Below are 23,255 nucleotides of genomic sequence, written 5' to 3'. Positions count from 1 at the left end.
GGTGGCGGACACCGGACACCACACGTGGGAGAGATCAAGATGGGCATCAAGCGCGGAACCACCCTGGCCGCGGCCGCGATCGTCGTCGTCCTCGCGGCGACGGCCTGCGGCCCCACGGACGACAAGGCCGCGGACACGACCAAGCCGGTCGGGGCCGCCGCAGCCGCTCAGGACAACAAGGCCCCGGCCGCCGCCGACGGCGCCTACGGCTCCGACGGCGCCGGAGCCGCGCCCGCCTCGGACGCCAAGCCGGCCGGGCAGCTGGCGATGGCCTCCAACGACAAGGTCGGGCCCGTCCTGACCGACAGCGCCGGGTTCACCCTCTACCGGTTCGACAAGGACACGGCCAAGCCGCCGAAGTCCAACTGCGACGGGGACTGCGAGAAGACCTGGCCGGTGGTCGCCGCCGGTGACGTCACCGCCGCCGCCGGCATGGACCCGGCCCTGCTGGGCGAGGTGGTGCGCACCGACGGCAGCAAGCAGTTGACGGTGGGCGGCTGGCCCGCGTACCGCTACAGCAAGGACACCAAGGCGGGCGACCTCAACGGTCAGGGCGTCGGCGGGGTGTGGTTCGCACTCGCGGCGGACGGCAAGAAGGCCGCGAAGGGAGCGGCGACCGCGACCCCGGCGCCCGCGACCCCGGCGCCCGCGGCTCCGGCCGAGGGCGAGGCCCCGGCGGGTGGCGCCGCCGAGGCGGCCCCCGGGCTGTCGGTCGCGAAGGACCCGAAGCTGGGCGACCACATCGTCGACGGCAAGGGCATGACCGTCTACCGGTTCAAGAAGGACACCGCCTGGCCGATGGCCTCCAACTGCACCGGGGACTGCGTGGCCAAGTGGCCGGTGGTGCCCCCGGTGGACAAGGCCAACGCCAAGGGCATCGTGGAGAAGGGCTACTCCGTACTGGACCGCCCCGACGGTAAGAAGCAGCAGGCGATCGACTGCTGGCCCGTCTACACCTTCACCGGTGACAAGAAGCCCGGCGACGTCAACGGCCAGGGCGTGGGCGGCACCTGGTACGCCGTGTCCCCCGACGGCAAGCTCATCACCATCCAGTAGCCCCTGCCCCCACCGCCCCCTCACTCCCCCCACCCCGTTCGCGCGGCCCTCGCCCACATCCCCCCTGGGCGGGGGCCGCGCCCGTTCCCGTTCCGCCCCCGGCAAGTCCTCTCTAGACTCGGCCGCATGCTGCGCGTACTGGCCGTCGACGACGAGAAGCCGCTCCTGGAGGAACTCCTCTACCTGCTGCGCTCCGACCCCCGGGTGCGCAGTGCGGAGGGTGCCTCGGACGCCACCGAGGCCCTGCGTCGGGTCACCCGGGCGCTGGAGTCCGGCCCGGACGGGGCCGACGCCATCGACGTGGTGTTCCTGGACATCCACATGGCCGGGCTGACCGGGCTGGACATCGCCCGGCTGCTGGCCGGGTTCGCGCGGCCCCCGCTGATCGTGTTCGTCACCGCCCACGAGGGTTTCGCCGTACAGGCCTTCGACCTGAAGGCCGTGGACTATGTGCTCAAGCCCGTGCGCCCGGAGCGGCTCGCCGAGGCCGTCCGGCGGGCCTGCGAGCAACTGGGCCGGTCCGAGGAGGGCCCGGCGGGCGTGGTGACCGGCGACGCCGCGCCGGCGGGCGGCCCGGCCGTTCCCGCGCCGCGCCGCCCGGTCGCCGAGGTCAACGTCGCCGACCGGGCGCCGGACCAGATCGCCGTCGAACTCGGCGGGGTCACCCGCTTCGTGGCGATCGCGGACATCTCCTACGTGGAGGCACAGGGCGACTACGCCCGCCTGCACACCGACGAGGGCAGCCACCTGGTCCGGATCCCGGTGTCCACCCTGGAGGAGCGCTGGGCGGCGCGCGGGTTCGTACGGATCCACCGCCGTCATCTGGTGGCGCTGGCCCGGATCGACGAACTCCGGCTGGAGGCCGGGACCACCAGTGTCCGGGTGGGAACCGCGGAGCTCCAGGTGAGCCGAAGACACGCGAGGGAGCTGCGGGACCTGCTGATGCGGCAGGCGACCGGCTGAAACCGGCCTGCCTCCCAGGCGCCTCGGGCCGTTCGCCCCTGACCGTCCGGCGCTCGGGAGCGCCGTTCGTCGCGCCGGGAAGGGCGTACGGCGATCCGCCGGAACCGTCGGCCGCACCGCCGCTCCGATCGGCCCTCGGCGCCGTCGCCCCTCTCGTATCGTGGATCTTCCGGCGCGGGAGGAGCGAGATGTCCGAGATCCAGGCGCTGGTCGACGCCCTGAGCGGGCTGCCCCGGGCCCGGCCGGCCGGGCCCGCCGAGGCCGAGGCGCTGCTGGCCCGACTGCGCAGTGCGGCCGCCCGCTGGGCCGACATCCTCTACGAGGCCCGCGAGGGCGTACGCGAGCAGGTGCCGCCGCGCGCGGAGGCGGCCCTGACGCTGGCGTTCCGGCGCGCGGAGGAGTCGTACGTGGAGCTGGAGATCGCCCTGCGCGACTGTGCGGAACACCGCGACCCGGCCGTCTGACGGGCGGGTCCGGCCGGTCGGATCCGACGGCTCCGGTGGGTCCGAATCGCGCCTGTCGCCCGGTCAGGGGCGTGCGTAGACTCCGGACACCTCTCCCCCCCTGCCGAAGGACCGCCCGGTGAACCAGACGTACGCGCTGACCGCGGTCGCCGTCGTCGTCCTGGTGACGATCCTGGTCGGCGCGCTGGGCCTGCGGATGTCCCGGACCACCTCCGACTTCTACGTCGCCTCGCGCACGGTGGGGCCCCGCCTGAACGCGGCGGCCATCAGCGGCGAGTACCTGTCCGCCGCGTCCTTCCTCGGGGTGGCCGGGCTGGTGCTGCTCCAGGGGCCCGAGATGCTCTGGTACCCGGTGGGCTACACCGCCGGGTACGTGGTGCTGCTCGTCCTGGTGGCGGCCCCGCTGCGCCGCTCCGGCGCCTACACGCTGCCCGACTTCGCGCAGGCACGACTGGAGTCGCTGGTGGTGCGCCGGATCGCGGTGCTGTTCGTGCTCGGGGTCGGCTGGCTGTACCTGCTGCCGCAGTTGCAGGGGGCCGGGCTGACGTTGGAGATCCTGACGGGGGCCCCGCACTGGGTCGGCGGGCTGGTGGTCGCGTTCGTGGTGACGGTGGCGGTGGCGTGCGGCGGGATGCGTTCGGTCACCTTCGTCCAGGCCTTCCAGTACTGGCTGAAGCTGACGGCCCTGCTGGTGCCGGCCTTCTTCCTGATCGCGGCCTGGGTCGGGGACGGGGCGCCGCGGGCGACCTTCGACGCCCCGGCCGTCTTCCGCGAGCACACCTCGGTGACGGTCGCGCAGGACGTGCGGCTGTCGGTGGCAGATCCGCTGACGGTGACGGTGACCGGGCAGGTGGACGGGCGCGACCACCTGTCGGCGCCGCTGACCCTGACCGCCGGTGAGCATGTCGTACGGGCGCACGCGCGACTGGAGTTCGCCCCGGACACGCCTGTCCCGGACACCCGGGCCGAGGCCCGGCCCGGTGTGTCCACCTGGTCGGTGCCGACCTCCGACGGGCTGCGCGCGTACCGGCTGTACGCCACGTACGGGCTGATCCTGGCGACCTTCCTCGGCACGATGGGCCTGCCGCACGTCGCGGTGCGGTTCTACACCAGCCCCGACGGGCGGACCGCGCGGCGCACCACGCTGGTCGTGCTCGCGCTGGTCGGCGTCTTCTACCTGCTGCCGCCGGTGTACGGGGCACTGGGCCGGATCTACACGCCGGAGCTCGCCCTGACCGGTGACGCGGACGCGGCGGTGCTGGTGCTGCCCGGGCGGATGCTCGGCGGGCCGCTCGGCGATCTGCTGGGCGCGTTGCTGGCCGGGGGTGCCTTCGCGGCGTTCCTGTCGACGGCGTCGGGGCTGACCATGGCGGTGGCGGGGGTGCTGCACCAGGACGTGCTGCCGGCGCGCGGGATACGCAGTTTCCGCTCGGCGGCGGTCGTGGCGATCCTGGTGCCGCTGGCCGGGAGCGTGGCGGCGACCGAGGTACCGGTGGCGGACGCGGTGGGACTCGCCTTCGCCGTGTCGGCGTCCTCGTTCTGTCCGCTGCTGGTGCTGGGCATCTGGTGGCGCGGGCTGACCCCGCCGGGTGCGGTGGCCGGGCTGGTGACGGGCGGCGGGGCGGCGCTGGGCGCCGTGCTGGCGACCCGGGCCGAGCTGGCGCCGCCGGGGTGGACGCACACACTGCTGGCGTGGCCGGCGGCGTGGTCGGTGCCGCTCGGGTTCCTGACGATGGTGGCGGTGTCGCTGGCGACGCGGTCGCGGATCCCGGCGGGCACGGCGGCCACCCTGGCCCGGCTGCACCTGCCGGAGGTCGTGGCCGGGGAGCGGGCGGGGGGTGCGCGGTGACCGGGGTGGCACCGGCGGTCGTGGCCGTGCTGGCGGTGGCGGGCGCGGTGCTGCTGTTGGGCGTGGGCTGGGCGGCGGGCCGCCGGCACGCCCGGCACGGGGAGCGGTCGGCCGGCATGGACCTGGGGACCCCGGTGGAGCGGGCCACCTTCCACACCCTGCACACGGCTTCGCTGGCCGCTCCCCCGCTGCGCGCCGGACTGACCGAGGACGCCGCCCGCAAGGCGGCCCGGCGGCTGCGGTCGCTGCTGGGCACGGAGGCGCTGTGCCTCACCGACCGGGAGTCGGTGCTGGCCTGGGACGGTCCGGGCGCGGACCACCATCAGCGGCGGGCGATGGCCCGGGTGGCGGTGATGCTGGCGTCGGGGCGCAGCCAGAGCGTGCGGACCGAGTGCCAGCGGCCGGACTGTCCGCTGAAGTGGGCGGTGGTGGCCCCGCTGACCGGTGAGGACGGGGTGCTGGGCGCGCTGGTGGCGTACGGCTCGCGGGAGTCCGCGGTGCTGGTGCGGGCCGCGACGGAGGTCGCGCGGTGGGTGTCGGTGCAGCTGGAGCTGTCCGAGCTGGACCGGTCGCGGACCCGGCTGATGGAGGCGGAGATCAAGGCGCTGCGGGCGCAGATCTCCCCGCATTTCATCTTCAACTCGCTGGCCGCGATCGCCTCGTTCGTCCGGACCGATCCGGAGCGGGCCCGGGAGCTGCTGCTGGAGTTCGCGGACTTCACCCGGTACTCCTTCCGTCGGCACGGTGATTTCACCACGCTCGCCGAGGAGTTGCGCTCGGTCCAGCAGTATCTGGCGCTGGCCGGTGCCCGGTTCGGCGACCGGCTGAAGGTGACCCTGCAGGTGGCACCGGAGGTGCTGCCGGTGGCGCTGCCGTTCCTGTGCCTGCAGCCCCTGGTGGAGAACGCCGTCAAGCACGGGCTGGAGGACTCCACCGAGGAGTGCCGGATCACGATCACGGCGCGGGACGCGGGCGCGGAGGCGGTGATCACGGTGGAGGACAACGGGGTCGGGATGGATCCGACCCTGCTGCGCCGGATCCTGGCCGGGGAGCACGGGGGTTCCTCCGGGATCGGGCTGCCCAATGTCGACGAGCGGATCCGGCAGGTGTACGGGGACGATTACGGTCCGGTGATGGAGACGGGCGTCGGGGCCGGCATGAAGGTCACCTTGCGCATCCCGAAGTACCGCGTGGGCGTGCACAGTTCGCCCTCGGGACACCGTCCTCCCCGACCCTGAGGACGGACGGAGCCCATGCCCGGAGAACGCCCGCGACCCCGGTCCGTCCACCAGGGACGGCCGGGGTCGCGGCACGGAAAGTACTAGCTCCAGCTGGCGTGCAGCGGCTTGCCCTCGGCGTAACCGGCGGCGGACTGGATGCCGACCACGGCCTTCTCCTCGAACTCCGCGAGAGAGCCGGCACCGGCGTAGGTGCACGAGGAGCGGACGCCCGCGATGATCGAGTCGATCAGGTCCTCGACGCCCGGGCGGGTCGGGTCGAGGAACATGCGCGAGGTGGAGATGCCCTCCTCGAACAGACCCTTGCGGGCGCGGTCGTAGGCCGACTCCTCGCTCGTACGGTTCTGCACCGCGCGGGCGGAGGCCATGCCGAAGGACTCCTTGTAGAGGCGCCCGTCGGCGGACTGCTGGAGGTCGCCCGGGGACTCGTAGGTACCGGCGAACCAGGAGCCGATCATCACGTTGGACGCGCCGGCGGCCAGCGCCATCGCCACGTCGCGCGGGTGACGGACGCCGCCGTCGGCCCACACGTGCTTGCCGTGCTTCTTGGCCTCGGCCGCGCACTCCAGCACCGCGGAGAACTGCGGGCGGCCCACGCCGGTCATCATGCGGGTGGTGCACATGGCGCCGGGGCCCACACCGACCTTGATGATGTCCGCGCCGGCGTCGATGAGGTCCTTGACGCCCTCGGCGGCGACGATGTTGCCGGCCACGATCGGGACCTGCGGGTCCAGGGCGCGGATGGCCTTGATCGCGTTGATCATCGACTCCTGGTGGCCGTGCGCCGTGTCGATGACGAGCGTGTCCACGCCCGCGTCGAGCAGCTGCTTGGCCTTGGCCACGAAGTCGCCGTTGATGCCGACGGCGGCCGCGATGCGCAGCTTGCCGTTCGCGTCGGTGGCGGGGGTGTAGAGCGTCGCGCGCAGGGCGCCCTTGCGGGTGAGGATGCCGACGAGCTTGCCGTCCTTGTCGACGGCCGGGGCCAGCTTGCGGTGGCCGGCGTCGAGCTGGTTGAAGGCCTCGCGGGGGTCCATGTCGGCGTCGATGAGCAGCAGCTCCCTCGACATGACCTCGGAGAGCTGGGTGAAGCGGTCGACACCGGTCAGGTCGTGCTCGGTGACGACGCCGACCGGGCGGCCCTCGGCGTCGAGGACGACACCGGCGCCGTGGGCGCGCTTGGGCAGCAGGGACAGGGCGTCGGCGACCGTCTGGGTGGGCGCCAGCGTGATCGGGGTGTCGAGCACGAGGTGGCGGGTCTTCACCCAGGAGATGACGTCGGTGACGACCTCGATCGGGATGTCCTGCGGGATGACGACGATTCCGCCGCGGCGGGCGACCGTCTCGGCCATCCGGCGGCCCGCGATGGCGGTCATGTTGGCCACGACGAGGGGAATGGTGGTGCCGGTGCCGTCGGGCGAGGACAGGTCGACACCCTGACGGGAACCGACCGCGGAGCGGCTCGGCACCATGAACACATCGTCGTACGTCAGGTCGTACGGCGGCTTCAGGTCATTGAGGAAACGCACGTGCTGAACATCCCAGTCGATCGAAGGATCCGTCTACGCCCCGGCAGGACAGCCGAGGAAACGCACGTACTTCATTCTCCCACGACCTGGCGTTCACGCCGCCCGGGCTGATCGTCCAGGACATACCGGGCCGGGTGGTCCTTTCCTACGGGACCTTGGTCCCGGCGGGCTGTGCCCGGCGGTGGACGGGGCCGCGGCGGCGGGCCAGCGGGAGTACCGATCCGCCGTGTCGGACGGCCGTGAACTCGGCGGCTATGGCCAGCGCGGTCTCCTCCGGGGTGGCGCCGCCGAGGTCGAGTCCGATGGGCGAGCGCAAGCGGGCCAGGGCGGCGTCCGTGACGCCCTCGGCCCGCAACCGTCTCTCGCGTTCGGCGTGGGTGCGCCGCGATCCCATGGCGCCCACGTAGCCCAGGGGCAGCCGCAGGGCCAGTTCCAGCAGCGGTATGTCGAATTTGGCGTCGTGGGTGAGGACGCAGACCGCGGTACGGGAGTCCAGGCGGCCCGCGGCCCACTCGGCGGCCAGGTGCCGGTGCGGCCAGTCGACGATCACCTCGTCGGCGTCGGGGAAGCGGGCCGGGGTCGCGAAGACGGGCCGGGCGTCGCACACGGTGACCCGGTGGCCGAGGAAGGCGCCGATCCGGGCGAGGGCCGCGGCGAAGTCGATGGCCCCGTAGACCAGCAGCCGGGGCGGTTCGGCGGCCGATTCGACGAGCAGGGTCAGGGGCTCGCCGCAGAGCCCGCCGGCGGTGCCGAGCTCGGCGGTGCCGGTGCGTCCGGCCAGCAGCAGCGCCCGTACCTGCCGGGCGGCGGCCCGGTCCAGGTCGGGGCCGCCGGCGAGCCCGCCCTCGTAGGAGCCGTCGGCGTGGACGGCGAGCGCCCGACCCAGTTGGGACGGCGGTCCGGAGACCACCCGGGCGAGCGCGGCCCGGGTGCCCCCGGCGGCGGCGTCGAGCACCGAGCCGAGCACGGGGCGGACCGGGTCGAGCCCGCGCACCGGGGTGACCAGGACGTCGAGGACTCCGCCGCAGGTCAGGCCCACGGCGAAGGCGTCGTCGTCGCTGTAGCCGAAGCGGTGCAGGCCGCCTTCGCCGGAGGCGATGGCGTCGAGGCACAGCTCGTGCACGGCGGATTCCACGCAGCCTCCGGAGATGGAGCCGAGCGCGGTGCCCTTGTCGTCGACGGCGAGGGAGGCGCCGGGGCCGCGGGGAGCGCTCCCACTGACGGCGACGACGGTGGCCAGCGCGAATTCCCGCTGCGCGGCGCACCACGCGCGTAGCTGCTCGGCGATGTCGAGCATCAGCGGATGTATTCGCGGCGGGGGGTCTGTCCGGGCAGGTGGGGGCGCGGCGGCAGGACGGCCGGGGTCGCCGGCCGGGCCGTGGCTTGCCGGGGCGGCCCGACCGTGGCGGCGGCCGACCGGGTGGGGCCGGGGTAGCCGTCGGGGAGCCGCGGGCGCGCGCCGAGCAGTTTCGCGGCGTGGGCGACGCTGGCGAGGGTGGCGTGGTGGTGCCAGCCGCGGAAGGAGCGGCCCTCGAAGTCCCGGATGCCCACGGGTTCGCAGATCTCGGCGAAGTCGAGGGAGACGCGGTCGGTGAGCTTGGCGAGCAGGAACAGCTGGGCGAGCGGCCGGTCTCCGATGTTGGTGATCCAGAACTCGGAGGGCAGCAGGGCGGCTTCGGTCCAGGCTCCGACCAGCAGCAGCGGGGTGGGCGGCGCGGGCACGGGGCGGTCCTCGCAGGGGGTGGCGAAGATCGAGGCCGAGGTCAGCAGGGTCACGGCACCCTCGGCGCGGCCGTGGCGGGTCCATTCGACGACGCGGCGCTGGGAGCGCAGGGAGTCGATGAGTTCGCGGGCGGGGGCGGTGTGCGGCCCGGGTTTGTGGCGTCCGGCGCCGCCGAAGGAGACGGGCAGTGAGCCGTCGACCTTGAAGACGAAGGGGATGTCCTGGAGGGTGAAGGACTCGATGCTCTGCGGGAGATCGCAGTTGGCGACCTCCATCACCACGGGCCGGCGCTGGAGTTGCCAGCCGGCGGCCATCCGCTGGACGGCGTGTACGGCGTCCTGGGCGGGGGTGAGGGAGCGTGCCGTGTCGGGGATGCCGGCCCGGCGGCGGCGCAGGAGTTCGCTGGTCCAGGGCCCGGGGAGGGTGAGGGTCCATTCGACCGGGAAGCTGGCCTCACTGGAGGCGAGCCAGATCCCGCTCGCCTGCTGACAGTTGGCGGTGCGGCCGAGCTGGGGGACGAACTGCCGGCCGACGCCGACGGAGCGGTCCCCCGCCTTCTCTATGACCATGGGCTGGAGCACCCAGGCCAGGGGGCGCTGTGCGGTGCGTTCGAGGTGCTGGGCGAGGGAGCGGCGGACCGGGGTCCAGTCCCAGGGGGACTTGCTGATGAACTGCTGGAGGCTCTGCTCGACGGAACTGGCCCCTGTTCCGGCGATGTTACGAATTGTTTTCTTCCCGGTGGTCCGCACCAGGCCGTTCAGATAAACGCGGGCCCAGTTTCGCTGGTCCCGCCGGGGTAATGATTCGAAGAGAAGAGAGATCAGGACGTCGATCAATTCGGAGATTTCCGTCGTGGAATCCTCCGGCAGGACTACGCGAGCCATCTGGGCCTCCCCCGCGACCAGCTAGATCCAATACCCTACTTGACCGCATAGAACGGCCGTAGGCCCCGGCGGCTACTTCCTGAGGTCGCTGGCAGTTTCGAGCCGCTCTTCCTCTACCACGAGGGGGATGGGGATCTGGTTCGCCGCATAGTAGATCGCGATCAGGAAGTGGGCGACAAGTGTGAGTGGTGCGGAGTAGAAGGCCAGCAGGACGGTGAGGGGGTAGGCGATGACACCGAGGCCGAAGCGCACCCGTGTGGCGCGTGCGCCTTCCTTGTCGACCTGCTCGTGGAAGAGGTGGCCGACCCGGGTGACGTACCACCAGAAGGCCAGGAACGCCAGGGCGTAGGCCACGGTGACGCCGCTGTAGAGGACCGCTGCCGCGTTGGCGGAGCCGCCTTCCTCCATGAGGTGCTCGGCGAGGACGTTGGTGGTGTACGGGACCACCGATACCACCATCAGCACCAGAAGATTCAGGAACAACAGCGGACGGTCGACCCGCTTGAGGTGACTGAAGATGGTGTGGTGATTCACCCACATGACACCGATGATGAGGAAACTCACCACATAGGCGGCGTAATGCGGCCACTGTTCCCGGACTCCGTGCCAGAAGTCCGAGCCGGTTTCTTCCGGAACCTTTAATTCCAGAACGAGGATGGTGATGATGACGGCGAATACACCGTCACTGAATGCCTCGATACGGCCCGTTTCGCTTTCCATGACCTCCCCTTTACCATGCCTCGCATATATGCGACTCGGCCGCCCGCGGCCGGGCCACACATACGGGGAGGGCGCTGCGGCGCCCTCCCCGCACACGCTACCCAGATTCCGGCCGTCAGCTGCCGAATCCGGCGGTCTGGCGCCAGATTCGGCCATCGCGGACGACGAGCGTCCCGAACGCGTGCTCCGGTTCACCGTTCAGGCTCATGATCGCCCGGTAGAAGATGGTGTCTTCGGTCTCGATGTACTCCTGGAGTTCGACGAGCGTGGGCTTCACCGTGAGATAGCCGGTGAACGTCTCGCGAACCGCTTCGATGCCGACCGAGACCCCCTCGAAGCGCAGCAGCACGGCGTCGTCGGTGTAGTTCTTCATCACCGCCTCGATGTCCAGGGCGGCCAGCGCCTCCATCTGGCGGACGAACACCGGGTGCAGTTTGGAGATGTCGTAGTTGGCCATGTCGACTCCGTTTCAACTGGGAGAGGTGCCCACGATGGGTGCCGTTTCGGGTGTTGTCGCAGGTGAGACGCAGGATTGGGCGCTGCCGGCGAAGGGCAGCCGGACGACCATCCGGGTCTCACCGGGACGCGAGCGGGCGGCGATCGACCCGTGGTGGCGCTGGGTCACGATGCGGTAGCTGAGGTGCAGCCCCAGGCCCGTGCCCTTGCCCACGTCCTTGGTGGTGTAGAAGGGTTCGAAGATCCGCGGCAGGGATTCCGCCGGGATGCCGCGGCCGGTGTCGGCGATCTCCACGACCATGCACACGCCCTCGGCGCGGGCGCGCAGGGTCAGGACGCCGGAGCCCTCCATGGCCTCCGCCGCGTTGTCGACCAGGTTGGTCCACACCTGATTCAACTCGCTGGGATAGCCCGTCAGTTCGGGCAGGTCGGGCTCGTACTCACGCACGATGCTGATACCGGCGAGCTTGGCACGCAGGACGACCAGCGTGTTCTCCAGTCCGTCGGTCACCGGGAAGCGCTGTTCGGGCGCCCGGTCGAGGTTGGCGTAATCCCGGGTGGCGGAGACGAGCTGGGAGATCCTGGGACCCGCTGCCCGCAGCTCCGCCGCGAGCGAGCGGATCTCCAGCAGCGCCGCCAGGTGGTCCAGGGCCGGGGCGAGGGCCGACTCCCCCACGCCCGCCAGCCGCTCCAGCAACCAGCCCAGCTCCAGTCCGAGGTCCGCGACCCCGGATCCGAGCAGGCCGGGCCGCTCGGTGCCCGCCTCCTCGGCCCAGTCGGCGATCTCCTCCTCGGCGTCGGCCTGGGCGAACGGGTCGGTGGTCGCCGGCGGCGGCAGCTTGTCCAGTTCGTCGGCGAGCCGGTCGAGGAGCGAGCGCTCCACGCCCGAGGCGGCCGCGCCCCAGGCCTGGGCGGTACGGGTGAGCCGGTCCAGGGCGGGGGCCAGTTCCTGCGCGGCCCGGGCCACCGCGGCGGCCGGGTTGTTCAGTTCGTGGGCGAGCCCGGCGGCCAGGGTGCCGAGCGCCTCGACGGTGGCCCGCTTGCGGGCCTGGACCTCGGAGGACTTGATGCGCCAGGCCAGTACGGGGATCAGTACGGCGGCCACCCCGTGGCAGCGGGTCAGCATCTCGAAGAAGACCGGCTTCGGGTAGGCCACCACCGTGGTCGACGGGCCGCTGGCGGCGGCCGTGGCCACGTAGGAGCCGTCGGTCAGCAGGGGCAGTTCGCCGGTGAACCGGTGGGCGGCGGAGGGCTTGCCGTCGTGCTCCTCGGCGGCGGCGCTCTCCTCCTCGGTGGAATGCCGGGTGAGCACCTCCTCCCGGCCGTCGACGACCTTGGTGACGACCAGCCCGCCGGAGAGCAGGACGTGGAAGCCGGTGGCCTCCTCGCCGTCCCGGAACAGGACGTCGCCGTCGGCCAGGATCCGGGGCTCGGACACCGAGACCAGCCAGTCCAGTTGCTCGTCGGTGATCCCGGCGAAGATCTCCAGCTCGCGCAGGGCCGACCGTAGCTCCGGGCCCTTCATGTCCGCCACGTTCACGCCGTACTCCCCTCGGCCCGGGTACGGGCGGCCAGTCGCAGGGTGGCCAGCAGGGCCAGCGCGCACACGCCGGCCACGGCGGCCATGAAGCCGACCGAAGTGCGGTGCAGCCCGTGGATGTTGGTCAGCATCCCGGCGAGGACCGCCGGCACGCTCATCGCGAGGTACGCGAAGACGTACACGGCGGCGGTCAGTTCACCCCGGTGCGCCGGCTGTGCGAGGGTGCTCAGCGCGCGGAAGGAACCGAGGAAGGCCGCGCCCCAGCCGCTGCCGAGGACCGCCGTGGCCACGAGGAACACGACGGCCGAGCGGATCCCCAGCGAGAGCAGCACCAGGCCGAGTCCGGCGAGGAGGCCGAGCAGGCCGAGCACGGCGGTGCGCAGCGCCTCGGTGCGGCCGAGCATCAGCTGGGCGGCGGTGGCGGCGCCCGCGAGCAGGGCGACCGTGGCCCCGCCGACCAGGTAGTTGGTGGACCGCAGCAGGGACAGCGCCAGGTGCGGGCCGAGCGAGAGGTAGAAGCCGCCCACCGACCAGACCGCGACGATGGTCAGAACGAGGACGGCGAAGCGGCCCCGGGCGTCCGCCGGTACCCGGATCCGGTGCGGGACCACCCGGAAGCGGCCGCCGGCGCCCGGTGCGCTCTCCCGCATCCGGACCACCCCCACCAGGGTCACGGCGAAGGCGCCGACCAGCAGCAGGTAGCTCAGCACGGTCGGGGCGGGCGCGAACTGGACGAGGAGTCCGGCTCCGATCCCGCCGAGGCCGATGCCCACGGTGGGGCCGGCGCTGTTGACCTGGACGCCGAGCGCGGGCCTCGCCGCGGGGCTGAGTTCCAGCAGGGCCGCGCCCATCGCCCCGGTGGCCAGGCCCACGGCCAGCCCCTGGACGGCGCGGGCGGCCAGCAACAGGCCCGGTCCCTGGGCCCCGGCGAACAGGACCATGGAGACCATGGCCAGGACCAGGGCGCCACCGAGGACCGGGCGGCGGCCCAGGGTGTCGGAGAGGGAGCCGAACAGCAGGAGCCCGGCCAGCACGGTGACCGCGTACAGGGCGAAGACCACCGTGATCGTGCCGGAGGACAGCCCCCACTCCTGCTGGTAAAGCACGTAGAGGGCGGAGGGCACGGAGGAGGAGAGCATCAGCAGGACGAGGACCGCTCCCACCACCCAGAAGCCGGAGCCTCTGGGCGCACCGGCCGCGTGCGCGGCTGGGTCCACCGTTACCCCCGTGGTCGTCTCGGATGTGTCGGCCACTGCGTCACTCCACTCCCCCGTGATGGGGCCCGTGGCGGGCCCCGTGGTGTGCCCGTCTCGGGCTATCGGGCGAGAGCCTGCTCGGCCCTCTGCAAGGCTCGGGCCGTGAGGACCCCCACGAGATGACCGAGGTACTCGGCCGAGGTGCCGCGCCCGGGGACGAACAGTTCCCTGGGTTCGGCGCGGAAGGCCGCGAGCACGGCCTCCGTGCGGTACGGGCCCCCGCGCAGCCGGTCCTCGACCCCGCGCAGCCGCAGTGCGCGGGAGGTGGCCCCGGTGACGGCGATGCGCGGCCCGCCGGGGGTGATCCGTACGGCGGTGGCGCACACCGGGTAGCGGGTGGCGCGGTCGGCGGTCTTCTCGAAGGCGGCGGCCGGGCCGGCGGCCGGCACCAGCAGGGCGGTGAGGACCGCGTCGGCGGGCGCGGGGCCGGCCGCGAGCTCCTCCGCCGCGAGGGTGGACCGCCCGCCGGGGCCGGCCAGTTCGACCACGGCGTCGGCGGCCATGGCGGCGACCGGCAGGTCGGTGGCCCGCCCGGCGGCGACGAGGTTGCCGCCGACGGTGCCGAGGTTGCGGACCTGGGGGTCGCCGTTGGCGCGGGCGGCGGCGGCCAGTTCCGGGGCCTCGGCGAGCACCAGCGGGTCGGTGGCGAGCTCGGCGAGCGTGGTGAGGGCCCCGATCCGCAACCGGGTGCCGTCGGGGGTGCGCGTGACCCCGCGCAGCTCCGCCAGCTGCCGGACGTCGACCAGCAGCGCGGCCCGGTCGGCTCCGGAGCGCAGGTCGGGCAGCAGGCTCTGGCCGCCGGCCAGGACCCGGGCGCCGCGCGTCCCGGACAGCAGGGCCAGCGCCTCGTCGAGGTCGGCGGGCCGGGCGTAGTCGAACTCGGTGAGGATCACTGGGATTCCCCTCTCAGGCGGCGCCAGACCTTCTCGGGGGTGAGGGGCATGTCGATGTGCTGGACGCCCAGGTCGGCCAGGGCGTCGACGACGGCGTTGACGACGGCCGCGGCGGGCGGGACGGTGGCGATCTCGCCGGCTCCCTTGGCGCCGAGCGGGTTGTGCGGGCTGGGCGTGACGGTCTTGTCGAGCGTGAAGAACGGCACGTCGGCGGCGCGCGGCAAGGCGTACGAGGTGAGGTCGGAGCTGATGAGCAGGCCCTGTTCGTCGTAGACGGCGGCCTCCATCAGGGCCTGGCCGAGGCCGTGCGTGATGCTGCCCTCGATCTGGCCGAGGACGATCTTGGGGTTGCCGATGTGGCCGGCGTCGTCGACGGCGGTGTAGGACACCACCTCGGTCTCGCCGGTCAGTTCGTCGATCTCGACGACCGCCACGTGCGTCCCGAAGGGGTAGTTGAAGTCCGGCGGGTCGAAGTGGGTGGTCTCGTCGAGGGCGGGTTCGATCTCCGCGGGCAGTCCCCAGCCGTACCACATGGACATCGCCAGCTCGGCGAAGGTCTTGGTGTTCTGCTCGTTGCCGTCCTCGTAGACCCGGCCGCCTTCGTAGACGACCTTGTCCTCGGGAACGCCGAGGAAGACGGCACCGGCCCGGATCAGCTTGCTCTTGATCTTGCGGGCGGTGAGGGCGACGGCGGGCGCGGCCATGCTGTAGGAGCGGGACCCGTAGGTGCCCTGCCCGTACGGGGCCTTCTGCGTGTCGCCCTCCAGGACCTGGACGGTGTCCGGGTCGATGCCGAGCTCGTCGGCGGCGACCTGGGCGAAGACCGTGCCGTGGCTCTGGCCGGTGGAGGCGGAGCCGACGGTGACGGTGACCTCGCCGGTCGGGTGGACGCGGATGTTCGCGCTCTCCCAGGTGCCGCCGAGCATGCCCTCCTGGGACATCCGGGTCGAGGGGCCGACCCCGCAGATCGCGACGTAGGTGGCGAGGCCGACGCCCAGGCGCTTGCCGCGGGTGCGGGCCTCGGCCTTGCGGGCGGGCATGTCGGCGTAGCCCGACAGCTCGATGGCCTTGTCGAAGTTCAGCTGGTAGTTCCCGGAGTCGTAGGTCCAGCCGAGGCCGTTGTCGTACGGGAACTTCTCCTTCGGCACCAGGTTCTTGCGGCGGACGGCCGCCGGGTCCATGCCGATCTCGGAGGCGTACCGGTCGACGAGGCGCTCCATGAGGAAGGCGGCCTCGGCGCGTCCGCTGCCGCGCTGGGCGCCGAGCGAGACGGTGTTGGTGAAGGCGGCGTAGACCTCGCAGAAGGCGGCGTCGATGTCGTACATGCCGCTGATGGAGCGGCCCATCAGGGCGGTGGCGACACCGGGGCCGATCGTGGAGGGGTACGCGCCGAGGTTGGCGTAGCTGGTGCAGCGGACGGCGGTGATCCGGCCGTCGCGGGTGCCGGCGAGCGTCACGTGCTGGCGGTGGTCACGGCCCTGGACGGTGGAGTTCATCAGCCCGGTGCGGGTGTCCACCCACTTCACGGGCCGGCCGAGTGCCTTGGACAGCAGCAGCACCAGCGCCATGTCCGGGTACAGGTAGCCCTTGGTGCCGAAGCTGCCGCCGACGGTCGGGGCGATCACCCGGAGCTTGTTGAAGGGGATGCCGAGGACCAGCGCCGAGAGCAGGAAGCGGTGGTTGTGCGGGCCCTGGGTGGAGGCGTAGAGCGTGTACTCGCCGGTGGCGGCGTTGTGGTCGCCGACCGCGCCGCGCGGCTCGATGGGGCTGTTGATGGTGCGCTGGTTGACCAGGTCGAGCTCGACGGTGACCTCGGCCTCGGCGATGGCCGCGTCGGTGCGGTCCTTGTCGCCGCAGGTCCAGTACGCGTTCAGGTTGCCCGGGACGGCCTCGTGCAGCTGGGGCGCGCCCTCGGCGAGCGCCTTGTCGGCGCGGGTGACCACGGGCAGCGGCTCGTACTCGACGGCGATGGCGGCGAGCGCCGCGGTGGCCTGGCGCGGGGTCTCGGCGACGACCACGGCGATGGGGTCGCCCACGTGCCGGACGGTGTCGCCGGTGAGGACCGGGCGGGCGCCGGGCAGCCCGTAGGGGTGGGGCGGGAAGTGGCTCTCGACGCCGCCGGGGATCCAGATGCAGGGCAGCGGCATGACGTCGGTGAAGTCGGCGGCGGTGGCCACCTTGAGCACGCCGGGCAGCTGCTCGGCGGCCTTGGTCTCGATGGAGAGGATCTTCGCGTGCGCCACCGGGCTGCCCAGGATGGCCATGTGGGCGGTGCCCGGCAGGTCGATGTCCGCCACGTACGTGGCCTCGCCACGCAGCAGCTGCGGATCCTCGCGGCTGTCCAGCGGCTGTCCGAGGACTCCGCTCCCCGTGGCCGGGGCCTCCCCCGTCACTGCGGTCATGTCCCTCACACCTCCTGTCCGGCAGCGGTGGACGCGGCGACGGCGGCGGGCGCCTCGGCGCGGGCGGCCGCGCAGGCGCGCTGCACGCCCCGTACGACGCTGTGGTAGCCGGTGCACCGGCACAGGTTGCCGGTGAGCCATTCGCGGATCTCGGGTTCGGTGGGTGCCTCGCCGCCGGCGGTGGCGTCGACGAGTTCGCCGAGGGCCATGACCATGCCGGGGGTGCAGAAGCCGCACTGGGTGCCGTGCTCCTGGCGCAGTGCCTCCTGGAGGCCGGACAGTTCGCCGCCGCGGGTGGTCTCGCCCTCGATGGTGGCCACCTCGCCGCCGGCGGCGGAGGCGGTGAGGACCAGGCAGCTCTTGACGGACCTGCCGTCGAGGCGGACGACGCAGGTGCCGCACTGGCCGGTGTCGCAGCCGACCTTGGTGCCGGTCAGCCCGAGGCCGTCGCGGAGCCGTTCCACGAGCAGTTCGTTCGGCTGCGCCGAGAACTGCTCGGGTCTTCCGTTCACATTCAGTGTGATATCCATGCCAGCGCCTGCGCTTCCGTGAGCGGCCGGTTGAAAAGGGGCCCGCCGGGCTGTTGGAGAATTCCTCCGGAGTGCAACGGGCCGGTGTCCACGGGTGCGAATCCCAGATCCGAGATGATTCCCGCGACGATTTCCTTCGATTTCACGTCGTCGCCCGCGGTGAAATGTGCCAGGCGCTCTCCGGGTGCGGTGCCGGCGACGGCGAGGGTTTCGAAATGCATGGTGTTCAGGGATTTGACGACCTGGGCGTCGGGGTACCACTCGGCGACCAGGTCGCTGGAGCCGCGCCCGCCGAGGTCGGCGGGGGCGCCGGGGCCGCCGAACGCGTTGGTGGCGTCCACCAGCACCTTGTCCTGCACGGCGTACGGCGGGAGCAGCCCGCGGACGCGTTCGAAGGGCACCATCAGCACCAGGAGTTCGGCCCGGTCGGCCGCCTCGGCGGGGTGCGCCGCCGAGGCGGCCCGTCCCAGCTCGGCCACGAGCGGGTCGAGGGTCTGCGGGCCCCGGGCGTTGGCGAGGACGACCTGGTGGCCTGCCGCCACGAGGATCCTGGCCAGGGTCGAGCCGATCCGCCCGGTGCCGATGATGCCTGTCCGCATTGCCGCTCCTCGGGAATGGAGGTCTCGGTCGGTCTCGGTGGCGCTCTCAGTCCATGCCGATCCAGACCGACTTGGTCTGGGTGTAGCTCTCCAGCGACTCGGGGCCGCACTCGCGTCCGTAGCCGGAGGCCTTGTAGCCGCCGTAGGGCACGGCGGGGTCGTACTGGTTGTAGCAATTGACCCAGACCGTGCCGGCCTTGATCTGCGAGGCGACCCGGTGGGCGCGCCGCAGGTCCTTGGTGTGGACACCGGCGGCGAGGCCGTACGCGCTGTCGTTGGCGATGCGTACGGCGTCCTCCTCGGTGTCGAAGGGGATGATCGACAGGACCGGGCCGAAGATCTCCTCCTGGGCGATCCGCATGCTGTTGTCGACGCCGGTGAAGATCGTCGGCAGGAAGTACAGGCCCTGGCTGGAGGCGCCCTCGGGGGTCCATCCGCTGCCGCCGGTGCGCAGGATCGCGCCTTCCTTCTCGCCGACCTCGATGTAGGAGCTGACCTTGTCGAACTGGCCGCGGTGGGCCAGCGGTCCGAAGAGGGTGGCCGGGTCCCGCGGGTCGCCGGGCTTGAGGTCGGCGGCTCGGCGGACCAGGCGTTCGACCATCTCGTCGTGGATGGGGCGCTGCAGCAGCAGCCGGGAGCCGGCGGTGCAGATCTCGCCCTTGTTGTAGTAGATGCCGAAGAAGGCGAGTTCCTCGGCGGCGTCGAGGTCGGCGTCGGCGAAGACGATGTTGGCGGACTTGCCGCCGAGCTCCATCGTCACCTTCTTCAGGGTGCCGGCCGCCTTGCGGATGATCGTCTGGCCGACCGAGGTGGAGCCGGTGAAGGCGATCTTGTCGATGTCGGGGTGGCCGGTGAGGGTCTCCCCCAGTTCGACGCCCGGACCGGTGATGACGTTCAGGACCCCGTCGGGGATCTCCGCCTCCTGGAAGAGCTCGGCGATCTTCAGGGCGGTCAGCGGGGTGGCCGGGGAGGGCTTGTGGACCACCGTGTTGCCCGCCGCGAGTGCCGGTGCGATCTTCGTCATCGACAGCAGCAGCGGGAAGTTGAACGGGGTGATGGCGCACACCACGCCCAGCGGTTCGCGCAGGGTGTAGGCGAGCTGGCCGCCGGCCGGGGCCCGCGAGGAGCCGTCGACGCGGGTCACGGCCCCGGCGTAGTAGTGCATGAGCTGGGCGGCCATGGGGGCGTCGACCGTGCTGGAGAACGCGAACGGCTTGCCCATGTCCACGGTCTCCAGCAGGGCGATCTCCTCCAGGTCGCGCTCGATGAGTTCACCGACCCGGTTCAGCCGCAGCGCGCGCTCCTGGGCGGACAGTCTGCTCCAGGGGCCCTCCTCGTACGCCGTGCGGGCGGCGGCGACGGCCGCGTCCGCGTCGGCGGCGGCGGCCTGCGCCACCGGTACGATCTCCTGCCCGTCCACGGGGCTGATGTCCGGTTCGGTACGGCCGTCCTGGGCCGGGACCCAGGCGCCGCCGATGAACAGTTTCCCGGGGTTGGCGAGGGGCTGGCCGCTCAGCTCACGCTTGGTCATGGCTGCCTTCCGGTTTCGGGGTGCGGGGGGACTAGCCCTTCGCGAGCTGCGTCAAGAAGGTCTCGGCGAGGGCCTTGGAGGAGTAGGGGTTCTGGCCGGTCGTCAACTTGCGGTCGACGACCACGTGCGAGTCCCAGATGGCGTCCGCCTTCTCGTAGCGGGCGCCCAGCCGGGTGAGTTCGACCTCCAGGATCAGCGGGAGCCGGCCGGCCATGTTGGTGACCAGTTCCTCGTCGTGCGAGAAGGCCGTCATCCGGTAGCCCTCGAAGGGCCAGCGGCCTTCGCCGTCGCGCAGCGCGAGCAGCGAGGTGTGGCCGTGGCACACGGTGGCGAGCGGTGTGTCCTGGGCGATGACCCAGCGCAGGATCTGGGCGAGCTCGTCGGACTTGGGGAGGTCGCCGATGGCGCCGTGGCCGCCGCTGACGTACACGCCGTCGTAGTCGGCGATGTCCTTCTCGGTGAGGGTCTCCAGTGCGAGGGGGGCTCTCAGCTGGGGGGTGTCCCCGATGACCCGGACGTACTCGGCGGCGTTGGCCGCGTCCTCGTCCGGCGAACCCTCGGGGCGGACCCACCGCAGGAACTGGGGGTCGATGCTCGTCTGGTCGACCGTCGGCGCCCTGCCTCCGATCGTCGCCACGTCCACGTCGTGGCCGGCCGCCTTGAAGAGCGAGAAGGGCACGACGAATTCCTCGGCCCAGAATCCCGAGGGGTGCTGTTCACCGTCGAGCAGATGCAGTGTGGCTTTGGCCGTCATGACGACGAGAATCTTCATGATTCTCTCCTTGTTCTGGATTCGCTGCCGATTCAACACGCCACCCGCAGGGGGCGTAAGGGGGACGACGTCAGGCCCGCGATACTTCGTCACGTGCGTCCAACGCCGAGATGATGGTGCGGAATTCACCGACCAGGGGGTGGTCGGGGTGGGCTTCGGCAAATATGCGTTCCCCGTACAGAGCCGCCATTTCCGGCGAGTAGGGAAGGATTCCGGCCAGTGGCGCCCCGTAGACCGCCTCGGAGCGCCGGCGGGCCGCTTCCCGGTCCATGCCCTCGGGGGCCATGCTCAGTACCAGGTTCCGCCGGCAGGTCAGGCGTCCGGCGAGGGCGATGGTCTCCTCGACCCCGGAGAGGTCGATCCGGTCGGCCCGCGCCATGATCATCAGTACGTCGGCGCTCGCCATGGCGGTCACCGACTCGTTGTTGAGCCCGGCGTGGGTGTCGAGCAGCAGCACGTCGAGGGCGTGGTGCGCGGCCAGCCGGTCGAAGCCCTCCGGCAGCAGCCCCACGTCGTAGCCCCCGGCCATGATCTCGCGCAGGGCGGCCGTCCCGGTCCGGGCCGGTACGACGTACAGCCCGGGTACGCCGGTCTGTTGGGCGGTGGTCTCGATCTCGCAGCGGCCGAGCAGGTAGTCGGTCAGGGAGGGGCCGGGCCCCAGGCGGAACAGCAGGTCCAGGGTGGGTGACTGGATATCGGTGTCGACCACCCCCACCCGGCGTCCCTCGGCCGCGAGGAGCAGCGCGAGGTTCGCCAGTACCGAGGACTTGCCCGTCCCACCGCGGTGCGAGTGCACGACGATGGTGCGGGTCATCTAGGCCACCACCCGGGTGCCTGCGCCGTCCGCGCGCGGCCCCCGCGCCGCGCGTGGCCGGTGCAGGGCCAGCATGGTGACGTCGTCGTGCTGTTCGGCGGTGCCGGTGTGTTCGCGCACCGCCCAGTCCATCCGGTCGACCACGTCCTTGCCGCTGGTGGGTGGCCCGGTGAGCAGTTCGAGCATCCGGTCGTCGCCGAGGAAGCTGCCGTTCGGACAGCGGGCCTCGGGGACTCCGTCGGTGAAGGCGAACAGGGTGTCGCCCGGGTCGAGCTGGGCGTAGCCGAGGGTGTAGACGCAGTCGGGCAGGATGCCGACGGCCGGTCCGGTGATGTGGAGGGCGACGGGCGGGCTGCCGTCGGCGGGCAGCAGCAGGGGCGGGTTGTGGCCGCCGTTGATGTAGACGAGGCTGCCGGTGAGCGGGTCGAGCACCCCGAAGAACAGGGTGGCGAAGTAGCCCTGCCGCAGGTGGTTGCGGGTGAGGTAGCCGTTGGTGGCGGTGACCGCGTTGAGCAGCGGGGTGGCGCCGACGACCGGGATCCGCCGGCTGCCGCCGGCGCGTCCGGCGACCAGGTGCTGCAGGCCGCTGTTCTGCGCGGTGTGCCGCAGCAGGGAGCGGATGAGCGCCATGAACAGCGCGGCTCCGACCCCCTTGTCGCAGACGTCGGCGACGACGAAGGCGAGCCGGCGGCCGCGGGAGATCTCGAAGACGTCGTAGAAGTCGCCTGCGACCTGCCGGGCGGGACGGAACCGCACGTCGATCTCCCAGCCGTCGGGGACGGGCATCGATTCGGGCAGGAAGCCCGCCTGGATCTCCCGGCCGATCTCCAGTTCCTTCTCGTAGCCCATGAGTTCGGCGCGGGCGTCGGCCTCCCGCAGGGTGCGGCCGAGTCCGGCGCGCTCCGAGCAGCTGTGCAGCCGGGCCCCGACGAGGGCGGGCAGGAAGGGCGGTACGAGGTAGTCGTGCCCGATCCGGACGTGCTCCTCCAGGGCGGCGAACTCCGTCACGGTCCAGACGACCACGATGGGGGCTCCGGCCCAGCGGCGCAGCCGGCGTACGGCCATCCGTACGGCCTCCCCGTCGGACTCGGCCGGGGCGAGCAGCACGTCCGCGACGGGCAGCAGTTCCAGCGCCCCTTCGCGCAGCTCCGTCAGGGAGCGGGTGACGAGTGCCGCGTCCATCGTCCGTAGAGCGTCGAGCAGCTCGGGCGGCGGTGGCGGGTACGCGTCGAGGATGATCACTGTCGTGGAGGGCATCGGTCCGTCCCCTCAGCCTTCACAGTCAGGGTGCTGATGTTGCGGCCGTCCCTGTGCGCATAGCCGAACTCGTCCACGCTGGTCAGCGCCAGGTGGATGCCGAGGCCGCCGATCCTGCGCTCCTCCGGGGGGACCCCGGGGCAGGCGGGCGGCAGGCGGCCTTCGACGGGGTCGAAGGGGGGTGCGCAGTCCTCGATGACGATCTGCACCCCGCCCGGGCCGGAACGGCCGCGGACGGTGATCCGTCCGTCGCCGCCCCGGTACCCGTGCATCACGACGTTGGTGGCCAGTTCGTCCACGGCCAGCCGGAGACGGTAGGTAGGGCCCTTGCCCAGGCCCGCCGCTCCGGCCAGCCGTAGGACGAACGTGGCGATTTCGCCCAGTGCCCCCACCGTCGCGGGCACTTCCAGTACGCGGGACGTCCTCGCCAGTTCGACCATGTCAGTCACGGTGGTCACTCATCGGAGAGGACGATGCTCCGGTCCAGCCCGGCGGTCCGGATGGTCCGGGACACGGGCTCGATGGCACCGACCACCTTGATGGTGACGTCGTTCGCGACCTTCTGCTGGGCGAAGACCAGGGAGCGCAGTCCGGCGCTGGCCATGTAGCCGACGCCGGCCATCCTGATCTCGACGGTGTGGGTGCCGTGGCCGGCGGCCTTCTCGATGGTCCGGTGGAAGTCCGGCGCGGTCTTGGCGTCCAGCTCGCCCGTCAGTTCGATCACGGTGGTGTCGCCCTCGATGCTCAGGGACACGGAAAGCGGCATGTCAGGGTCTCCTTCG

22 protein-coding genes are annotated in these 23,255 nt (G+C 72.0%); 5 read left to right on the top strand and 17 right to left on the bottom strand.

Features of this window, described 5'->3' with window-relative positions:
• Positions 1–39 precede the first annotated feature (39 nt).
• The 5 genes from AB8A24_RS20480 (at position 40) to AB8A24_RS20460 (ending at position 5,570) form a co-directional block, all read left to right on the top strand.
• On the top strand, positions 40–1,056 hold the full coding sequence (locus AB8A24_RS20480; protein ID WP_369477026.1) for an SCO0930 family lipoprotein: 1,017 nt from the start codon (positions 40–42) through the stop codon (positions 1,054–1,056).
• Between the two features lie 126 nt (positions 1,057–1,182).
• Positions 1,183–2,019 (top strand): LytR/AlgR family response regulator transcription factor, encoded by an 837-nt coding sequence (locus AB8A24_RS20475; protein WP_369477010.1) that lies wholly within the window; start codon positions 1,183–1,185, stop codon positions 2,017–2,019.
• Between the two features lie 188 nt (positions 2,020–2,207).
• On the top strand, positions 2,208–2,483 hold the full coding sequence (locus AB8A24_RS20470; protein WP_328964103.1) for a hypothetical protein: 276 nt from the start codon (positions 2,208–2,210) through the stop codon (positions 2,481–2,483).
• A 118-nt stretch (positions 2,484–2,601) separates the two neighbouring features.
• A complete protein-coding gene (locus tag AB8A24_RS20465) occupies positions 2,602–4,332 on the top strand; it encodes a cation acetate symporter (protein ID WP_328964102.1) in 1,731 nt (576 codons plus the stop codon).
• Positions 4,329–5,570, top strand: coding sequence for a histidine kinase (locus AB8A24_RS20460; protein ID WP_328964101.1), 1,242 nt, complete (start codon positions 4,329–4,331; stop codon positions 5,568–5,570). The genes AB8A24_RS20465 and AB8A24_RS20460 overlap by 4 nt, the downstream gene beginning before the upstream one ends.
• An 83-nt stretch (positions 5,571–5,653) precedes the next feature.
• Here the strand turns inward: AB8A24_RS20460 and AB8A24_RS20455 are convergent, their stop codons facing one another.
• The 17 genes from AB8A24_RS20455 to AB8A24_RS20375 form a co-directional block, all read right to left on the bottom strand.
• Positions 5,654–7,117, bottom strand: coding sequence for a GuaB1 family IMP dehydrogenase-related protein (locus AB8A24_RS20455; RefSeq protein WP_369477025.1), 1,464 nt, complete (start codon positions 7,115–7,117; stop codon positions 5,654–5,656).
• 124 nt (positions 7,118–7,241) lie between these two features.
• Positions 7,242–8,393 carry an XdhC/CoxI family protein gene (locus AB8A24_RS20450; RefSeq protein WP_328964100.1) on the bottom strand — a complete coding sequence of 384 codons (1,152 nt, stop codon included), beginning with the start codon at positions 8,391–8,393 and terminating at the stop codon, positions 7,242–7,244.
• Positions 8,393–9,703 (bottom strand): IS701 family transposase, encoded by a 1,311-nt coding sequence (locus tag AB8A24_RS20445; RefSeq protein ID WP_369477007.1) that lies wholly within the window; start codon positions 9,701–9,703, stop codon positions 8,393–8,395. The genes AB8A24_RS20450 and AB8A24_RS20445 overlap by 1 nt, the downstream gene beginning before the upstream one ends.
• A 72-nt stretch (positions 9,704–9,775) precedes the next feature.
• Positions 9,776–10,423, bottom strand: coding sequence for a TMEM175 family protein (locus tag AB8A24_RS20440; RefSeq protein WP_369477005.1), 648 nt, complete (start codon positions 10,421–10,423; stop codon positions 9,776–9,778).
• A gap of 115 nt (positions 10,424–10,538) precedes the next feature.
• Positions 10,539–10,880, bottom strand: coding sequence for a nuclear transport factor 2 family protein (locus tag AB8A24_RS20435; RefSeq protein ID WP_033226107.1), 342 nt, complete (start codon positions 10,878–10,880; stop codon positions 10,539–10,541).
• Between the two features lie 12 nt (positions 10,881–10,892).
• Positions 10,893–12,419, bottom strand: coding sequence for an ATP-binding protein (locus tag AB8A24_RS20430; protein ID WP_328964098.1), 1,527 nt, complete (start codon positions 12,417–12,419; stop codon positions 10,893–10,895).
• A complete protein-coding gene (locus AB8A24_RS20425; RefSeq protein WP_369477003.1) occupies positions 12,416–13,672 on the bottom strand; it encodes an MFS transporter in 1,257 nt (418 codons plus the stop codon). Before AB8A24_RS20425 ends, AB8A24_RS20430 begins: the two co-directional genes overlap by 4 nt.
• A 62-nt stretch (positions 13,673–13,734) precedes the next feature.
• Positions 13,735–14,568, bottom strand: a complete 834-nt coding sequence (locus tag AB8A24_RS20420) for a xanthine dehydrogenase family protein subunit M (protein ID WP_369477002.1) — start codon at positions 14,566–14,568, stop codon at positions 13,735–13,737.
• Positions 14,565–16,970: a xanthine dehydrogenase family protein molybdopterin-binding subunit gene (locus AB8A24_RS20415; protein ID WP_328964095.1), complete on the bottom strand. Its 2,406-nt coding sequence runs from the start codon at positions 16,968–16,970 to the stop codon at positions 14,565–14,567. Before AB8A24_RS20415 ends, AB8A24_RS20420 begins: the two co-directional genes overlap by 4 nt.
• A gap of 5 nt (positions 16,971–16,975) precedes the next feature.
• Positions 16,976–17,500 carry a (2Fe-2S)-binding protein gene (locus AB8A24_RS20410; RefSeq protein ID WP_328964094.1) on the bottom strand — a complete coding sequence of 175 codons (525 nt, stop codon included), beginning with the start codon at positions 17,498–17,500 and terminating at the stop codon, positions 16,976–16,978.
• Positions 17,485–18,099: an NADPH-dependent F420 reductase gene (locus AB8A24_RS20405; protein WP_266485372.1), complete on the bottom strand. Its 615-nt coding sequence runs from the start codon at positions 18,097–18,099 to the stop codon at positions 17,485–17,487. The genes AB8A24_RS20410 and AB8A24_RS20405 overlap by 16 nt, the downstream gene beginning before the upstream one ends.
• Before the next feature lie 46 nt (positions 18,100–18,145).
• The gene (locus AB8A24_RS20400; protein WP_030769272.1) at positions 18,146–19,630 is read right to left on the bottom strand and encodes an aldehyde dehydrogenase; all 1,485 of its coding nucleotides are present in this window, start codon (positions 19,628–19,630) and stop codon (positions 18,146–18,148) included.
• Positions 19,631–19,661: 31 nt separating this feature from the next.
• A complete protein-coding gene (locus tag AB8A24_RS20395) occupies positions 19,662–20,402 on the bottom strand; it encodes a type 1 glutamine amidotransferase domain-containing protein (protein WP_369476999.1) in 741 nt (246 codons plus the stop codon).
• 70 nt (positions 20,403–20,472) lie between these two features.
• Positions 20,473–21,216 carry a MinD/ParA family protein gene (locus AB8A24_RS20390; RefSeq protein WP_328964092.1) on the bottom strand — a complete coding sequence of 248 codons (744 nt, stop codon included), beginning with the start codon at positions 21,214–21,216 and terminating at the stop codon, positions 20,473–20,475.
• On the bottom strand, positions 21,217–22,473 hold the full coding sequence (locus AB8A24_RS20385; protein ID WP_328964091.1) for a PP2C family protein-serine/threonine phosphatase: 1,257 nt from the start codon (positions 22,471–22,473) through the stop codon (positions 21,217–21,219). It lies immediately after the preceding gene.
• A complete protein-coding gene (locus tag AB8A24_RS20380; RefSeq protein ID WP_369476997.1) occupies positions 22,455–22,931 on the bottom strand; it encodes an ATP-binding protein in 477 nt (158 codons plus the stop codon). Before AB8A24_RS20380 ends, AB8A24_RS20385 begins: the two co-directional genes overlap by 19 nt.
• Positions 22,928–23,239: an STAS domain-containing protein gene (locus tag AB8A24_RS20375; protein WP_030388476.1), complete on the bottom strand. Its 312-nt coding sequence runs from the start codon at positions 23,237–23,239 to the stop codon at positions 22,928–22,930. The genes AB8A24_RS20380 and AB8A24_RS20375 overlap by 4 nt, the downstream gene beginning before the upstream one ends.
• Between the last annotated feature and the right edge of the window lie 16 nt (positions 23,240–23,255).

The organism is Streptomyces sp. BF23-19 (genome assembly GCF_041106355.1).
GTDB lineage: Bacteria > Actinomycetota > Actinomycetes > Streptomycetales > Streptomycetaceae > Streptomyces > Streptomyces virginiae_A.
The sequence above is the reverse complement of the archived record's forward strand: the minus strand, read 5'-3'. Positions and strand labels throughout refer to the sequence as shown.

Bases quoted from the DNA above. Each gene is read 5' to 3' on its own strand.
- AB8A24_RS20470 (WP_328964103.1), top strand. From the start codon at position 2,208: ATGTCCGAGATCCAGGCGCTGGTCGACGCCCTGAGCGGGCTGCCCCGG.
- AB8A24_RS20480 (WP_369477026.1), top strand. From the start codon at position 40: ATGGGCATCAAGCGCGGAACCACCCTGGCCGCGGCCGCGATCGTCGTC.
- AB8A24_RS20450 (WP_328964100.1), bottom strand. From the start codon at position 8,393: ATGCTCGACATCGCCGAGCAGCTACGCGCGTGGTGCGCCGCGCAGCGG.
- AB8A24_RS20400 (WP_030769272.1), bottom strand. From the start codon at position 19,630: ATGACCAAGCGTGAGCTGAGCGGCCAGCCCCTCGCCAACCCCGGGAAA.
- AB8A24_RS20375 (WP_030388476.1), bottom strand. From the start codon at position 23,239: ATGCCGCTTTCCGTGTCCCTGAGCATCGAGGGCGACACCACCGTGATC.
- AB8A24_RS20475 (WP_369477010.1), top strand. From the start codon at position 1,183: ATGCTGCGCGTACTGGCCGTCGACGACGAGAAGCCGCTCCTGGAGGAA.
- AB8A24_RS20395 (WP_369476999.1), bottom strand. From the start codon at position 20,402: ATGAAGATTCTCGTCGTCATGACGGCCAAAGCCACACTGCATCTGCTC.
- AB8A24_RS20415 (WP_328964095.1), bottom strand. From the start codon at position 16,970: ATGACCGCAGTGACGGGGGAGGCCCCGGCCACGGGGAGCGGAGTCCTC.
- AB8A24_RS20410 (WP_328964094.1), bottom strand. From the start codon at position 17,500: ATGGATATCACACTGAATGTGAACGGAAGACCCGAGCAGTTCTCGGCG.
- AB8A24_RS20445 (WP_369477007.1), bottom strand. From the start codon at position 9,703: ATGGCTCGCGTAGTCCTGCCGGAGGATTCCACGACGGAAATCTCCGAA.
- AB8A24_RS20405 (WP_266485372.1), bottom strand. From the start codon at position 18,099: ATGCGGACAGGCATCATCGGCACCGGGCGGATCGGCTCGACCCTGGCC.
- AB8A24_RS20390 (WP_328964092.1), bottom strand. From the start codon at position 21,216: ATGACCCGCACCATCGTCGTGCACTCGCACCGCGGTGGGACGGGCAAG.
- AB8A24_RS20435 (WP_033226107.1), bottom strand. From the start codon at position 10,880: ATGGCCAACTACGACATCTCCAAACTGCACCCGGTGTTCGTCCGCCAG.
- AB8A24_RS20440 (WP_369477005.1), bottom strand. From the start codon at position 10,423: ATGGAAAGCGAAACGGGCCGTATCGAGGCATTCAGTGACGGTGTATTC.
- AB8A24_RS20385 (WP_328964091.1), bottom strand. From the start codon at position 22,473: ATGCCCTCCACGACAGTGATCATCCTCGACGCGTACCCGCCACCGCCG.